General features: G+C 74.4%; 12 protein-coding genes. 3 read left to right on the top strand and 9 right to left on the bottom strand.

What is annotated here, in order from left to right; translation table 11 throughout:
- The first annotated feature begins 50 nt into the window (after positions 1 to 50).
- Positions 51 to 950, top strand: coding sequence for an arginase family protein (locus tag ACTHMF_RS19330; protein WP_440319858.1), 900 nt, complete (start codon positions 51 to 53; stop codon positions 948 to 950).
- Between the two features lie 78 nt (positions 951 to 1028).
- On the opposite strand, the gene hutI is transcribed toward ACTHMF_RS19330, so the two are convergent.
- The 3 genes from hutI to hutH all read right to left on the bottom strand — a co-directional run bounded on the left by hutI (position 1029) and on the right by hutH (position 5505).
- Entirely contained in the window at positions 1029 to 2195 is a 1167-nt protein-coding gene (hutI, locus tag ACTHMF_RS19335; protein WP_440319860.1) for an imidazolonepropionase, read from the bottom strand.
- Positions 2195 to 3856 (bottom strand): urocanate hydratase, encoded by a 1662-nt coding sequence (gene hutU, locus ACTHMF_RS19340; RefSeq protein ID WP_440319862.1) that lies wholly within the window; start codon positions 3854 to 3856, stop codon positions 2195 to 2197. Before hutU ends, hutI begins: the two co-directional genes overlap by 1 nt.
- Before the next feature lie 101 nt (positions 3857 to 3957).
- Positions 3958 to 5505, bottom strand: a complete 1548-nt coding sequence (hutH, locus tag ACTHMF_RS19345) for a histidine ammonia-lyase (RefSeq protein WP_440319863.1) — start codon at positions 5503 to 5505, stop codon at positions 3958 to 3960.
- Between the two features lie 102 nt (positions 5506 to 5607).
- Between hutH and ACTHMF_RS19350 the strand changes: the two genes are divergently transcribed.
- Entirely contained in the window at positions 5608 to 6369 is a 762-nt protein-coding gene (locus tag ACTHMF_RS19350; protein WP_314149681.1) for an IclR family transcriptional regulator, read from the top strand.
- A gap of 29 nt (positions 6370 to 6398) precedes the next feature.
- Here the strand turns inward: ACTHMF_RS19350 and ACTHMF_RS19355 are convergent, their stop codons facing one another.
- The 4 genes from ACTHMF_RS19355 to ACTHMF_RS19370 all read right to left on the bottom strand — a co-directional run bounded on the left by ACTHMF_RS19355 (position 6399) and on the right by ACTHMF_RS19370 (position 10067).
- Positions 6399 to 7487, bottom strand: coding sequence for a S1C family serine protease (locus ACTHMF_RS19355; protein ID WP_440319864.1), 1089 nt, complete (start codon positions 7485 to 7487; stop codon positions 6399 to 6401).
- Between the two features lie 75 nt (positions 7488 to 7562).
- On the bottom strand, positions 7563 to 8030 hold the full coding sequence (locus tag ACTHMF_RS19360; RefSeq protein WP_440319866.1) for a GNAT family N-acetyltransferase: 468 nt from the start codon (positions 8028 to 8030) through the stop codon (positions 7563 to 7565).
- A gap of 121 nt (positions 8031 to 8151) precedes the next feature.
- Positions 8152 to 8610, bottom strand: coding sequence for an SRPBCC family protein (locus ACTHMF_RS19365; RefSeq protein WP_440319868.1), 459 nt, complete (start codon positions 8608 to 8610; stop codon positions 8152 to 8154).
- Complete coding sequence (locus ACTHMF_RS19370) at positions 8607 to 10067, bottom strand: phytoene desaturase family protein (RefSeq protein ID WP_440319870.1); 1461 nt, start codon at positions 10065 to 10067, stop codon at positions 8607 to 8609. The genes ACTHMF_RS19365 and ACTHMF_RS19370 overlap by 4 nt, the downstream gene beginning before the upstream one ends.
- A 257-nt stretch (positions 10068 to 10324) precedes the next feature.
- Here ACTHMF_RS19370 and ACTHMF_RS19375 point away from each other — a divergent pair, with 257 nt between their 5' ends.
- The gene (locus ACTHMF_RS19375) at positions 10325 to 12226 is read left to right on the top strand and encodes a DEAD/DEAH box helicase (RefSeq protein ID WP_440319872.1); all 1902 of its coding nucleotides are present in this window, start codon (positions 10325 to 10327) and stop codon (positions 12224 to 12226) included.
- Between the two features lie 83 nt (positions 12227 to 12309).
- Here ACTHMF_RS19375 and ACTHMF_RS19380 read toward each other — a convergent pair whose 3' ends face one another.
- The gene (locus tag ACTHMF_RS19380) at positions 12310 to 13206 is read right to left on the bottom strand and encodes an aminoglycoside phosphotransferase family protein (protein ID WP_440319874.1); all 897 of its coding nucleotides are present in this window, start codon (positions 13204 to 13206) and stop codon (positions 12310 to 12312) included.
- Positions 13207 to 13238: 32 nt separating this feature from the next.
- Positions 13239 to 13757 carry a hypothetical protein gene (locus ACTHMF_RS19385; protein ID WP_440319876.1) on the bottom strand — a complete coding sequence of 173 codons (519 nt, stop codon included), beginning with the start codon at positions 13755 to 13757 and terminating at the stop codon, positions 13239 to 13241.
- Position 13758: the final 1 nt, after the last annotated feature.

Consider the following 13758-nt stretch of genomic DNA (forward strand, 5'->3'; position numbering starts at 1 on the left):
GGGGCGGGTATGGAGAGCCTGCGGGCGGGGCGCGTTGCTAGCGTCGCGGTATGAGCCTCTCCGTCGATCCCCTGTGGCCGCGCGCGGGCGGCTGGCCGCCGCTCGCTGAGGCGTCCGCGGCCGGGCGCCTCGACCTGACACTGCTCGGCATCCCCACCTGGCGCACGTCGCTCTCGCCGACCGGCGCCCACGCGACGCCCGCGGCCGTGCGGGAGGCCCTGCGCCGGTACTCGGCGCACGTGCCGGGGATCGAGGTGGAGGCGCTGCGCTTCGCGGACGCCGGGGACGTCGCGGAGCCGGACGGCGCGGAGGGCGAGGCGCGGGCGACGGAGGCGATGCGCGCTGTCGCGGCCGCCTCCCGCGTCACGGTCGCGGTCGGCGGCGACAACTCCCTCACCGTGCCTGCGGCGCTCGGTTCTTTCGGGGACGAGCTGCCGACCGCCGGGCTGATCACGCTCGACGCCCACCACGACCTGCGCGACGGCATCTCCAACGGCTCGCCGGTGCGGCGGCTCGTGGAGGCGGGGCTCGACGGCCGCCGCATCGTCCAGGTCGGCATCGCGGACTTCGCGAACTCGGCCGCCTACAGCCGCCGCGCCGCCGAGTACGGCATCACCGTCGTACACAGGGACGAGCTGCACCGGAGGCCGATCGACGACGTGATGGCCGAGGCGCTCGCCGTCGCGGGCGCGGCGGGCGGGCCGGTGCACGTGGACCTGGACGTCGACGTGTGCGACCGGTCGGTCGCCCCCGGCTGCCCGGCCTCGGTGCCCGGCGGGCTCGCGGCGTGGGAGCTGCGCCGCTTCGCGCGGCTGGCCGGCGCATCCCCGCTGGTCCGCTCCCTCGACATCGCCGAGGTGGACGCCACCGCCGACGCCGAGGACGCTCGCACCGTCCGCCTGGCCGCCCTCCTCATCCTCGAGGCCGCCGCCGGCCTCGCCACCCGCTGACCCGCCCCCGCAGCAGTCGAGTACGCAGATGATCTGCGTACTCGGCCCTTTCGGGCGGACTTTCTGCGTACTCGGCCGTCAGGGGGTGGCGCGGTGGGTGCGGGCGATGAGGGGGACGCCGGGGCGGTAGGCGAGGTGGACGTGCGAGGGGGCGTCCAGGACGGCGTAGTCGGCGCGGGCGCCGCGGCGCAGGTGACCGACGTCGCTGCGGCGGAGCGCTTGGGCGCCCCCGAGCGTCGCGGCGCGCAGCGCCTCTGCCACGGTCATGCCCATGTCGCGCACGGCGACGGCGATGCAGAACGGCAGCGAGGACGTGAACGACGAGCCGGGGTTGCAGTCGCTGGCCAGCGCGACCGAGACGCCCGCGTCGATCAGCCGGCGCGCGTCCGGGTAGGGCTGCCTGGTCGAGAACTCGACGCCGGGCAGGAGCGTCGCGACGGTGTCCGACGCCGCCAGCCGCTCCACATCCGCGTCGGTCAGGTAGGTGCAGTGGTCGACGCTCGCCGCGTCCAGCTCCACCGCGAGGGCGACGCCGTCGCCCGGCGCGAGCTGGCTGGCATGCACGCGCACGCCGAGGCCGCGCTCCGCGCCCGCGGTGAGCACGCGCCGCGACTGCTCGACGGTGAACGCCCCGCGCTCGCAGAACACGTCCACCCAGCGCGCGTGCGGTGCGCACGCGTCCAGCATCGGGCCGGTGACCACATCCACGTACGCGTCCGGGTCGTCGGCGAACTCGGCCGGGACGACGTGCGCGCCGAGGAACGTCGTCTCCTCCGTCACCTCGCGCGCCAGCCGCAGGATGCGCGCCTCGTCGTCGACGGTGAGCCCGTACCCGCTCTTGATCTCGAACGTCGTGGTGCCCTGCGCGTGCAGCTCGGCGACGAACCCGGCCAGCCTGGCGCGCAGCCCGTCGTCCGACGCAGCGCGCGTCGCCGCGACCGTGCTGCGTATGCCGCCGGCGGAATACGGCCGCCCGGCCATCCGCGCCTCGAACTCCGCCGAGCGGTCCCCGCCGAACACGAGGTGCGTGTGGCTGTCCACGAGGCCGGGGATGACGGCCGCGCCGCGCGCATCCAGCACCTCGTCCGCGTCCTCGCGCGGCGCAGCCGACGCCGGACCGGTCCACTCGACGCGCCCGTCGACCGTCAGCAGGGCGGCGTCGGCGACGACGCCGAGCGGTCCGTCGTGCTGCGGATCGAGCGTGACGAGCTCGCCGATCCCGGTCAGCAGCGTCGCGCGGGACATCAGACGGCGCCGTCCTGCATCGGGATGCGCAGGCCGCGCTCGCGGGCGACTTCCGCCGCGTGCTCGTAGCCCGCATCCACGTGCCGCATGACGCCGGTGCCGGGGTCGTTGGTGAGCACCCGCTCGATCTTCTCGGCCGCGAGCGGGGTGCCGTCCGCGACCACGACCTGCCCCGCGTGGATGCTGCGGCCGATCCCGACGCCGCCGCCGTGGTGCAGCGACACCCAGGTGGCGCCGGACGCGGTGTTCAGCAGGGCGTTCAGCAGCGGCCAGTCGGCGATGGCGTCCGAGCCGTCCTTCATCGCCTCCGTCTCCCGGTACGGCGAGGCCACGGAGCCGGAGTCGAGGTGGTCGCGGCCGATCACGATCGGCGCGCTGACGTCGCCGGAGGCGACCAGCTCGTTGAACCGCAGCCCGGCCAGGTGCCGCTCCTTGTAGCCGAGCCAGCAGATGCGCGCCGGCAGCCCCTCGAAGTGGACCTTCTCGCCGGCCTGGGTGATCCAGCGGTGCAGCTTGTGGTCGTCGGGGAAGAGTTCCAGGATGGCGCGGTCGGTCGCCGCGATGTCCGCCGGGTCGCCGGAGAGCGCCGCCCAGCGGAACGGTCCGCGGCCCTCCTCGAACTGCGGGCGGATGTAGGCCGGCACGAAGCCGGGGAACGCGAACGCGCGGTCGTAGCCGCCGAGCTGCGCCTCCGTGCGGATGGAGTTGCCGTAGTCGAAGACCTCGGCACCGGCGTCCAGGAAGCCGACCATCGCCTCCACCTGCTTCGCCATCGAGAGCCGGGCGGCGATCGTGAAGCCCTCCGGGTCGGCGGCCGCGCGGTCGTGCCACTCCTCGACCGTCACGCCTTCCGGCAGGTAGCTGAGCGGGTCGTGTGCGCTGGTCTGGTCGGTGACGATGTCGATCGGGACGCCGCGGCGCAGCAGCTCGGGGAAGACGGCGGCGGCGTTGCCGACCAGGCCGACGGAGAGGGCGCGGCGCTCGTCCTTCGCGGCGGTCACCCGGGCGATCGCGTCGTCGATGTCGTCGGCGAGCTCGTCCAGGTAGCCGTGGTCGACGCGGCGCTGCAGCCGCGTTCGATCGACGTCCACGATGAGGACCGCTCCGCCGTTGAGCGTGACGGCGAGCGGCTGGGCGCCGCCCATCCCTCCGCAGCCGCCGGTGAGGGTGAGGGTGCCGGCGAGGGAGCCGCCGAACCGCTTGTCGGCGATCGCGGCGAACGTCTCGTAGGTGCCCTGCAGGATGCCCTGCGAGCCGATGTAGATCCAGGAGCCGGCGGTCATCTGGCCGTACATGGTCAGGCCGAGCGCCTCCAGCCGGCGGAACTCGGGCCACGTCGCCCAGTCGCCCACGAGGTTGGAGTTGGCGATCAGCACGCGCGGCGCCCACTCGTGCGTGCGGAACACGCCGACCGGCTTGCCGGACTGCACCAGCAGGGTCTCGTCCGCCTCGAGGTCGCAGAGCGTGGCGACGATGGCGTCGAACGCCTCCCAGCTGCGGGCGGCGCGGCCGGTTCCGCCGTAGACGACGAGGTCGTCGGGGCGCTCGGCGACCTCGGGGTCGAGGTTGTTCATCAGCATGCGCAGCGGCGCCTCGGTCTGCCAGCTCTTCGCGCTCAGCTCGGCGCCGCGCGGCGCCCGCACCTCACGTGCTCCCTGCATGGTCTCTGATCCTCTCGTGGTAAGCCGCCGAGTACGCGAATTCTCTGCGTACTCGGCCGTTTGGGGCCGACTTTCTGCGTACTCGGCTGTGTGCGGGTGGGTTAGGCGAGGGGGCCGGTGGCCTGCTCGGCGGCGGCGCGGACGGCGCCGGAGGCGACGAGGGCGACAGCGGCCTCGATCTCGGGGGACAGGTGCCGGTCCGGGCCGGGGCCGGGAACGGTGGTGCGCAGGGTGGCGGTGACCGCGGCGGTCGCCGGGCCCTGCTGCAGCGGGGCGCGCAGCTCGGCGCCGCGGGATGCGGTCATCAGCTCGATCGCGAGCACGCGGCCGAGGCCGTCGATGGCGCGGCGCAGCTTGCGCGCGGCCGCCCAGCCCATCGACACGTGGTCCTCCTGCATGGCCGACGAGGGGATGCTGTCCACCGACGCGGGCGCCGCCAGGCGCTTCAGCTCGGAGACGATGCCCGCGGCGGTGTACTGGGCGATCATGAGCCCCGAGTCCACGCCGACCTCGTGCGCGAGGAACGGCGGGAGCCCCTGGTTGCGGGCCGGGTCGAGGAAGCGGTCGGTGCGGCGCTCCGACATGCTCGCGACGTCGGCCACGACGATCGCGAGGAAGTCCAGCACGTACGCGACCGGAGCGCCGTGGAAGTTGCCGTTCGACTCGACGCGCCCGTCCAGGGTGAGCACCGGGTTGTCGACCGCGGAGGCGAGCTCGCGCTCGGCGACCAGCGTCGCGTGCGCGACGGTGTCCCTGGCGCCGCCGTGCACCTGGGGCGCGCAGCGCAGCGAGTACGCGTCCTGCACGCGCGTGCACTCCGGCCCCTTGTGGCTTGCGACGAGCGGGGAGCCGGCGAGCAGGCTGCGCAGGTTGCCGGCGGAGACCGCCTGCCCGGCCTGCGGGCGCAGCCGCTGCAGGTCGTCGGCGAACACGGCGTCGGTGCCGAGCAGCGCCTCGACGCTCATCGCGGCGGCGATGTCGGCCGTGGTGAGCAGGGTAGCCAGGTCGTGCAGCGCGAGCGACAGCATCCCGAGCATCCCGTCGGTGCCGTTGATGAGCGCGAGGCCCTCCTTCTCGGCGAGGACAACCGGCTCGATCCCGGCGTCGGCGAGGGCGTCCGCCGCCTCCCGCAGCTCGCCGTCCACCCGGACCTGGCCCTCGCCCATCGCCGCAAGCGCGCAGTGCGCGAGCGGGGCGAGGTCGCCGGAGCAGCCGAGCGAGCCGTACTCGCGGACGATAGGGGTGATCCCCGCGTTCAGGAGGGCGGCGTACGTCTCGACGGTCTTCCGCTGCGCGCCCGTGCGGCCGGTCATCAGCGTGGCGAGGCGCAGCAGCATGAGCGCGCGGACGACCTCGCGCTCGACCTCGGGCCCGGAGCCGGCCGCGTGCGAGCGGACCAGGCTCGCCTGCAGCTGGGCGCGGCGCTCGGCGGGGATGAACGTGGTGGCGAGGGCGCCGAATCCGGTGGAGATGCCGTAGTGCGGTTCGACGTCGTCGGCGAGGGCCTCGACGATCGCGCGAGAGGCGTCGACCGCGTCCAGGGCCTCGGCGTCGAGGCGGACGGGCGCGCCGTCGCGGGCGACGGCGACGACGTCGGCGATGGTGAGCGGGGCTGCGCCGACGGTGATCTCAGTGGTGGTGACGAGCATGCTCCGATCATGCGCCGGGAGGACGGGCCGGCGCCCCGGTTGTACGCTCATCTGTGTCCGGGATTCCAGACAGCGCGACGGGCGACGGAGGGGGGCGAGGTCATGGCGAGCAAGGTCCCTGCCGCGGAGAACACGCTGCGCATCCTGGGCCACCTGGCGGCGCAGCGCGGCCCCGTCCCCGCCGCCGGCATCGCCACCGCCCTCGGCCTGCCGCGCTCGACGGTCTACCACCTGCTCACGGTGCTCGCCGAGCACGGGTTCGTGCTGCACTTCCCGGAGGCGCGGCGGTACGGCCTCGGCGTCGCGGCCTACGAGCTCTCCAGCGCGTTCTCCCGCCAGGAGCCGCTCAGCAGGCTCGGCCGTCCCATCGTCGCCGCGCTCGTCGACGCGCTGGGGGAGTCCGGGCACATCGCGGTGCTGCACGGCAGGGACGTCGTCTACATCGTGGAGGAGCGCGCCCGCCGCCGCCCGCGCCTCGTCACCGACGTCGGCGTCCGGCTGCCCGCGCACCTGACGGCCAGCGGACGCGCGCTGCTCGCGTCCCTCCCGCCCGGGCAGCTGCGCGCGCTGTACCCGGACAGCGACGCCTTCGAGGACCGCACCGGCGCGGGACCGCACTCGTACGCCGAGCTGCGCCGGCTGGTGGGGGAGGCGCGCGAGCGCGGGTACGCGACGGAGGACGGCGACGTGACCCCCGGCTTCGCGTCGGTGGCCGTCTCGGTGCGCGACCACGCCGGCTGGCCCGCGGCCGGGATCGCGATCACCTTCCCGCGGGAGAACGTCCCGCCGGAGCGCTGGGACGCCCTGGCCGCCCGGGTCCGCGACGCCGCAGCCGAGCTCTCCCGCCGCATCCGCGGCTCGTGACCTTCCGCTCCGCGGCCGGCGGGACCGGGTCAGCGGAGGGTGACGGTGGTGGTGTGCTCGTGGCCGCCGCGGACGTAGACGACGTCGACCTCGTCGCCGGCCGAGCTCGTGACCTGGATGGCGGTGAGCACGTCCACGCTGACCGCCGGGTGGCCGTTCACGCTCGTGATCACGTCGCCGGGGCGGATCCCGGCCTTCGCCGCGGGGCCGCCCACCACGACGGCCTGCACGAACAGCCCGTCGGTGATCCCGTAGGTCGCGGCGACCGACGGCGGGATGGGCGTGACCGAGACCCCGGCGGTCGGGTGGTTCACCTCGCCGTGCTCGATCAGCTCGTGCGCGATCGGCAGCGCCTGCGCGACGGGGACGGCGAAGCCGATCCCGACGCTGCCGAGGCTGCGCTGGCCAGCTGAGCCCGGCACCGTGGCGATCGCCGTGTTCACGCCGACCAGCCGGCCGCTGCAGTCGACGAGGGCGCCTCCCGAGTTGCCGGGGTTGATCGACGCGTCGGTCTGGATGGCGCCCGCGAGCACCGCGTTGCTGTCGTCGTCGCTCGGGACGGGGACGGTGCGGCCGAGCGCGCTGACGATCCCCGCGGTGACAGTGCTGGAGAGCCCGAGCGGGGCGCCGAGGGCGACGACGGGCTGGCCGACGTCGAGCGCGCCGGAGTCGCCCGTCTCGATCACGGGTAGCGGGTCGTCGTCGTCCACCTTCACGACCGCGAGGTCGGTGGTCGGGTCGCGGCCGACCAGGGTCGCGGGGAGCTCGTGGCCGTCGCTGAACCGCACCGCGAGCGAGCCGCCCTTCGCGGCGGGGGAGACGACGTGGTTGTTGGTCAGGATGTAGCCGTTGTCGTCGATGATCTGCCCGCTGCCATTGCTCGAGCCGTTCTCGCCGGCCACCTGCACGGTCACGATCGTGGGGAGCACCCGGTCTGCGACGCCCGCCGCGTCGCAGCTGCCGCGGTTGCCCGCGAGCAGCAGCGTCGTGAAGACGCCGGCGATCATCCCGCCGCCGATCAGCACGAGCGCGGCGCCTGCGGCGATCAGTCCGATCATCCAGCCGTGCGCGGTGCCGCCGCGGCCGGAATCGCGGGTCGTGCTCGGCTCGTCCGTCATCGCTGCCTCCCCGGGGGTGGCGCCAGGCTAGCGGGCCGCCGCGACACCCGCTAGTGCCGACAGCGCGGGGGCCGGTCAGCGTGCCGCGAGGCTCTTCTCATAGCAGACCGAGTTGGGGTCGCCGACATACTCGCCGAACGCCGGGATGGGCGCGTAACCCCGGCTCTCGTACAGCGCGATCGCCGCCGGCTGCAGCGGGCCGGTCTCCAGCTGCAGGGTGGACACGTCGGCCCCGGCCGCCGCGTCCTCGACCGCGCCGAGCAGCGCGGAGGCGACGCCCCTCCCGCGCGCCTCGGAGCGCACGAACATCCGCTTCAGCTCCGCGGAGCCGTCGCCCTTCGCCACCAGGGCCGCCATCCCGAGCGCGGTGCCGTCGTCATCGCGGCCGACGAAGACGGTGACGCCAGGCCGTTCGAGTTCGGCGACGTCGAGCAGGTGGCAGCTCTCGGCCGGGTACAGCGCGCGCGTGAACTCGTCGCTCAGGCGCAGCAGCTCCTCCACGTCGGGCTGGCGGGGCGGCTCGGGACGGATCGCGGTGCGCATCCCGCGACCATACCCGTCCCATGAGTCCGGAATGTTACGCACCCTCCACACCCCGGCCGCCGAGTACGCAGAAAATCGCCCCGAAACGGCCGAGTACGCAGATGCTCTGCGTACTCGGCCGCTAAGAGGTGGGGGTGCGGGAGTGGGCGAGGCCCCGGGCGACCCATTCGAGGCGGCGGAGGGTCTCGACGTTGCGGATGTGCAGGATGAGGTCGGCGACGCCGGACGGGATCAAGGTCACCGGGCCGCGCACCGGGTGCTCCTCCATCCGCACGACGCAGCCGGGACCGCGCGTGCTCGCCTCGATCTGCACGCGCTCCTCGCCGAACGGCCGCGTGCGCGCGGTGAGCACCATCTTTCGCGGCGGGTCCCACTCCTCCACCTTCGTCTCGTCGTTCAGCACGAACGGCCAGACCCCGATGGAGTGGTGCAGACGCGCCCCCACCTCGGGGTAGCGCCGGTCCGCGGCGCGCAACCGCGAGGCCCCGACCACCCAGGTCGGGTACACCCACGGGTCGGCCAGGGCGGCGAAGACGTCCTCCGGTGGACAGCTGAAGCGTCGGACGGTGACCGACATCATGCACCCCTCTCCGGTGCCAGCGACGGCATCCTGGTGACGCCGAACTCGTGCCGCAGCGCACTGCGGGCCGCGTAGTATCCGGCCAGCCCGTGCACGCCGGGCCCTGGAATGGCCGACGACGAGGCGAGGTAGAGCCCGCGTCCCGGCATCCGCCACGGATCGGCGGAGAGCACGGGACGCGCGATCAGCTGGCCGAAGGACGGCATCCCCGCCGAGATGTCGCCGCCGATGTAGTTCGGGTCGAAGCGCTCCATCTCCTTCGCCGTCTTGGTCGCCGTGCCGAGGATGAGGTCGCGGAAACCGGGCGCGAAGCGCTCGATCTGCGCGATCACCGCCTCGCTCCGGTCCGAGGTCGACCCCTTCGGGACGTGCGTGTACGCCCACAGCACGTGCTTGCCCGCCGGCGCGCGGCTGCCGTCGAACAGGGTGGGCTGCGAGACGAGCACGTACGGGTCGTCGCTCTCCCTTCCGCGCGCGACCGTCCGCTCCGAACGGGCGATCGCCGCCCGGTCGGCGCCGATGTGCACGGTCGCCGTCTCCGCGAGCGCCGGGTTGGTCCACGGCACCGGTCCGGAGAGCGCGAAGTCGATCTTGAAGACGCCGTTGCCGTTCCGGAACCGCGAGATGCGCCGCAGGTAGCCGCCCGGCAGCCGGTCCTGGCCGAGCCGCGCCGCCGCGTCCACGTGCGTGTCGAAGAGGATCGCGCGCGCGTCGGGCAGCTCGCCGAGCGACGTGACGTCGGTCCCGGTGATGAGCTCGCCGCCGTGCGCCGTGAGGTCCGCGATCAGGGCGTCGGCGATCGACTGCGACCCGCCGATCGGGAGCGGCCAGCCGCGCGCGTGCGCGTACGCGGCGAGGGTGAGGCCGGCCGCCGCGCCCGCGACGCTCGGCAGCGGAACGGTCGCGTGCGCGAAGACGCCGGTGAGCAGCGCGCCCGGCTCCTCGGTGCGGAACGGCAGGTCCCACCACGGGCCGCCCTGCGCGATCGCGGTCAGGCCGAAGCGCGCCGCGACGAGGGGATGCCGCGGGATGCGCAGCACGGGCGACCCGGTGAACTGCGCAACGGCGTCCGCGTTCCGCGCCAGCGGCCCGAGCAGCGCGCGCCAGGCTGGCCCGTCCACGCCGAGCGCATCGGCCGTGCGGTCGATGTCCCGGTAGGCGATCGCCGCGCGGCCACCGTCGAGCGGCTGCCCGTACGAGGCGGACGGCGTGACGAACGGGATCCGCTCCTGGAGCCCGAACTTCCGGAAGAAGCCGGACGCGAACGCGAGCGGGTGCACCGCGGAGCACATATCGTGCCGGAAGCCGGGGAGGGTCACCTCCTCGGTGCGCAGGCCGCCGCCGGGAATGGCGCTGCGCTCGTAGACGTGGACGCCGAGGCCGGCGCGGGCCAGCGTGACGGCGGCCGCGAGCCCGTTGGGGCCGGAGCCGATGACGATCGCGTCGACGGAGGTCATAGCTCCCTTATACCCCTGCGCGTCCGCATCAGGATCGGCAGCCCGTTCCCAGCATCCATGCTGTAACGTAGACAGGTCGGCTCTTGACACCGCGCGTGCTGCGCGAATGGGTTTGTGGTCAAGCGGGCCGGTTCCGCCCCCGATCGGTGGTGCGGACAATCACGATGTGAACGGCCCCGGACGATGTTCGACGGGGATTCCCCGGTGCGCTTCTGCGTGCCGCCGCGCACCTGACAGGAACCCAGGAAGAATCACGCATGCCCCCGTACAAGAAGAACGACCGACGCCCGCAGCAGTCCACAGGCAGCCGCTCCCCGAAGCACCGCGGCTACCGCGCCGAGGACCAGGCGACCGCAGGCAAGAAGGCCAGGTGGAGCGCCGAGGACCGCGCGAAGCGCGCCGGCGCCGCCGAGCGCGGCCGCGCCGTCTACGGCAGCCGCGACGAGGCCGGCTCCGGCCGCGGCCGCCCCGAGCGCCCGAACTGGGAGCCCCGCGGCAAGGACGCGCGCCGCACCGAGCGCGAGTGGGACAACCGCGGCCGCACCGAGCGTCCGCGCCGCGACGACGACCGTCCGCGTCGCTCGTTCGACCGCGACGACCGGGCCGAGCGTCCCCGTCGTGACTACGACGACCGTCCGCGTCGCTCGTTCGACCGCGACGACCGGGCGGACCGTCCGCGCCGTTCCTTCGACGACCGGGCCGAGCGTCCCCGTCGCGAGTACGACGACCGTCCGCGTCGCTCGTTCGACCGCGACGACCGGGCCGAGCGTCCCCGTCGTGACTACGACGACCGTCCCCGCCGTTCGTTCGACCGCGACGACCGGGCCGACCGTCCGCGCCGCTCGTTCGACGACCGGGCCGAGCGTCCCCGCCGCGACTCCTCCTTCTACCCGTCGCGCGAGGAGAAGACCTTCACCCCGCAGGACGACGTCGTGCTGGAGCGCCTCGAGGCCGAGGCCATCCAGGCCGAGGACGTCGAGGGCGTGACCTTCGCCGACCTGGGCCTCGGCGGCAACATCGTCCGCGCGCTTGCCGAGCTCGGCGCCGAGAAGCCGTTCCCGATCCAGGCCGCGACCGCGCCCGACGTGCTCGCCGGCAAGGACGTGCTCGGCCGCGGCCGCACCGGCTCCGGCAAGACGATCGCCTTCGGCGCCCCGATGGTCGAGCGCCTCATGCAGCTCTGGGCCGAGTCCGGCAAGTCCGGCGGCAAGCGCCAGATCGGCCGCGCCCCGCGCGCGCTCATCCTCGCGCCGACCCGCGAGCTCGCGCTCCAGATCGACCGCACGGTGCAGCCGATCGCGCGCAGCGTCGGCCTCTTCACCACGCAGATCTACGGCGGCGTCCCGCAGGGCCGTCAGGTCGGCGCGCTGCAGCGCGGCGTCGACATCGTGATCGGCACCCCGGGCCGGATCGAGGACCTGGTCGAGCAGGGCCGCCTCGACCTCAGCCAGGTCGTCATCACGGTGCTGGACGAGGCCGACCACATGTGCGACCTCGGCTTCCTCGAGCCGGTGCAGCGCATCCTGCGCGAGACCGCGGAGGGCGGCCAGAAGCTGCTCTTCTCGGCGACCCTCGACAAGGGCGTCGCCCAGCTCGTCGACGAGTTCCTCGTCGAGCCGGCGGTGCACGAGGTGGCGGGCGAGGACCAGGCGTCCTCGACCATCGACCACCGCGTCCTGGTCATCGAGCACCGCGACAAGCCCGCCATCATCGAGGCGCTGGCCGACCGCGAGGGCAAGACGCTGATCTTCGCCCGCACCCGCGCCTTCGCGGAGATGCTTGCCGACCAGCTCGACGACGCCGGCATCCCGGCCGTCAGCCTGCACGGCGACCTGAACCAGTCGCGCCGCACGCGCAACCTGGCCCAGCTCACCAGTGGCCGCGTCAATGTGCTCGTCGCCACGGATGTCGCCGCCCGCGGCATCCACGTGGACGACATCGACCTGGTCATCCAGGCCGACGCCCCCGACGAGTACAAGACCTACCTGCACCGCTCGGGCCGCACCGGCCGCGCCGGCAAGCAGGGCACGGTCGTGACCCTCATCCCGCGTCAGCGTCAGCGCCGCATGGGCGAGCTGCTGGAGCGCGCCGAGATCGAGGCGGACTTCGTCCCTGCCGCGCCGGGCGACGACCTGCTGCTCACGCTCTCGCAGGGCTGAGCCGCACCCGCCCGGACGGGCGGACACGCACAGCACGGATGCCGGTTCCCGTGACGCGGGGCCGGCATCCGGCGTTTCCGGGCCTAGCCGACCGGGTCGGCCGCGAGCTGCGCGATCGCGTGCTCGCCGAGCGCGGCCATCCTCGGGTTGTCGGCGGAGCTCGCCGCGAGGGCCGAGCCCATCGCGACCGCCCAGCCGCGGGCGCGCCGCCAGGTGGCGTCGTCGGGCGGCACCGGGAGGGCGGAGCGGAAGCGCTCGCGGGCGTCCGCGTCGAAGCTGAGCCACGCGGTGGCGAGGTCGGTCGCCGGGTCGCCGGCGGTCACGTCGCCGAAGTCGATGACAGCGGCGAGTCCGCCCTGCGGGGTGAGCAGCATGTTCCCCGGATGCGGGTCGCCGTGGATCCAGAGCGCCGGTCCCGTCCACACCGGCGCGGCCAGCGCGTCCTCCCAGGCGGCGACGAGCGGCGCGACGTCCATCCGGTCTCCGAGCGTGCGCAGCCGCTCCCGGATCGGGATGTCCCTGGTGGCGAGCGGGACGCCGCGCACCGGGTTCTCGGGGGCGTCGTCCGGCGCGGGGACGTGCACGGCGCCGAGGAACGCCGCGAGCGGCTCGGCGATGCCCGCGCGCTCCGCGGCCGTCACCGAGGCGCCGTCGACGCCGTGCAGCCACGGGACGATGCTCCACGGCCAGCCGAACGTCGCGCTCGGAACGCCGATCCGGACCGGCGCCGGCACGGGGACGGCGACCCGCGCGGCGATCGCGGGCAGCGTCCGCTGCTCGTGCTCGATCAGGTGCGCCGCCACCTCGCGGCGCGGGATGCGCACGGCGAGATCGTCGCCGAGCCGGTAGATCTGGTTGTCCCAGCCGTCGGAGACCAGCCGCAGCGGCCCCGCCAGATCGGGATGCTGCTCGGCGATCAGACGGGCGACCAGCCGTTCGTCGGAGACGATGTCGGCCGGCGGGGTGAACGGGGAGGGCACCGGACGACGCTAGCAGAGCGCGGACGCGCGGGTCAGACCGCGTCCCACGCGCGCAGCGCCTCCTCCGCGACCTCGCGCGGCGTCCGGTGCCCGGTCGGGACGGTCGGGCCGGGCAGGCCGGCCGCATCCAGCACCGCCTCCAGCTCGCCGCGCCGGTCCAGATGCCAGCGGAGTCCCTCGGGATCGTCCGCGTGGCGGGCGCGCAGCCGGCGCTCGACCTCGCCCGCCTCCGCGCGCAGCCGCACGAGCGTCACCGGGCCGCCGACCGCGTCCTCGTAGCGGGGGAGCGCCGACGGCTCCTCGATCACGCCCGCGAGCACGAGCACGCCGGCACCGGCCGCCGTCGCGTTGGCCGCGTAGTCCCGCAGGTTCGCGAGCTCCAGCGCCGTCTGGAACGGGTCGCCGGCGGGAGCGGGCCAGACCCGGCGGAGCGCGTCCAGGTCGATGACGGCGTGCGGGATGCCGCGCTCGGCGAGCAGGTCGCCCGCGGCGTCCGCGGTGGCCGACTTGCCGGAGCCGACCGTGCCGTTCAGGAAGAGCGCTGCCGTCATC

This window comes from Leifsonia sp., assembly GCF_051955155.1.
Taxonomy (GTDB): domain Bacteria; phylum Actinomycetota; class Actinomycetes; order Actinomycetales; family Microbacteriaceae; genus Leifsonia.

Coding starts and splice junctions, on each gene's coding strand:
- ACTHMF_RS19330 (WP_440319858.1), top strand. CDS start 51: ATGAGCCTCTCCGTCGATCCCCTGTGGCCGCGCGCGGGCGGCTGGCCG.
- hutI (WP_440319860.1), bottom strand. CDS start 2,195: ATGTCCCGCGCGACGCTGCTGACCGGGATCGGCGAGCTCGTCACGCTC.
- hutU (WP_440319862.1), bottom strand. CDS start 3,856: ATGCAGGGAGCACGTGAGGTGCGGGCGCCGCGCGGCGCCGAGCTGAGC.
- hutH (WP_440319863.1), bottom strand. CDS start 5,505: ATGCTCGTCACCACCACTGAGATCACCGTCGGCGCAGCCCCGCTCACC.
- ACTHMF_RS19350 (WP_314149681.1), top strand. CDS start 5,608: ATGGCGAGCAAGGTCCCTGCCGCGGAGAACACGCTGCGCATCCTGGGC.
- ACTHMF_RS19355 (WP_440319864.1), bottom strand. CDS start 7,487: ATGACGGACGAGCCGAGCACGACCCGCGATTCCGGCCGCGGCGGCACC.
- ACTHMF_RS19360 (WP_440319866.1), bottom strand. CDS start 8,030: ATGCGCACCGCGATCCGTCCCGAGCCGCCCCGCCAGCCCGACGTGGAG.
- ACTHMF_RS19365 (WP_440319868.1), bottom strand. CDS start 8,610: ATGATGTCGGTCACCGTCCGACGCTTCAGCTGTCCACCGGAGGACGTC.
- ACTHMF_RS19370 (WP_440319870.1), bottom strand. CDS start 10,067: ATGACCTCCGTCGACGCGATCGTCATCGGCTCCGGCCCCAACGGGCTC.
- ACTHMF_RS19375 (WP_440319872.1), top strand. CDS start 10,325: ATGCCCCCGTACAAGAAGAACGACCGACGCCCGCAGCAGTCCACAGGC.
- ACTHMF_RS19385 (WP_440319876.1), bottom strand. CDS start 13,757: ATGACGGCAGCGCTCTTCCTGAACGGCACGGTCGGCTCCGGCAAGTCG.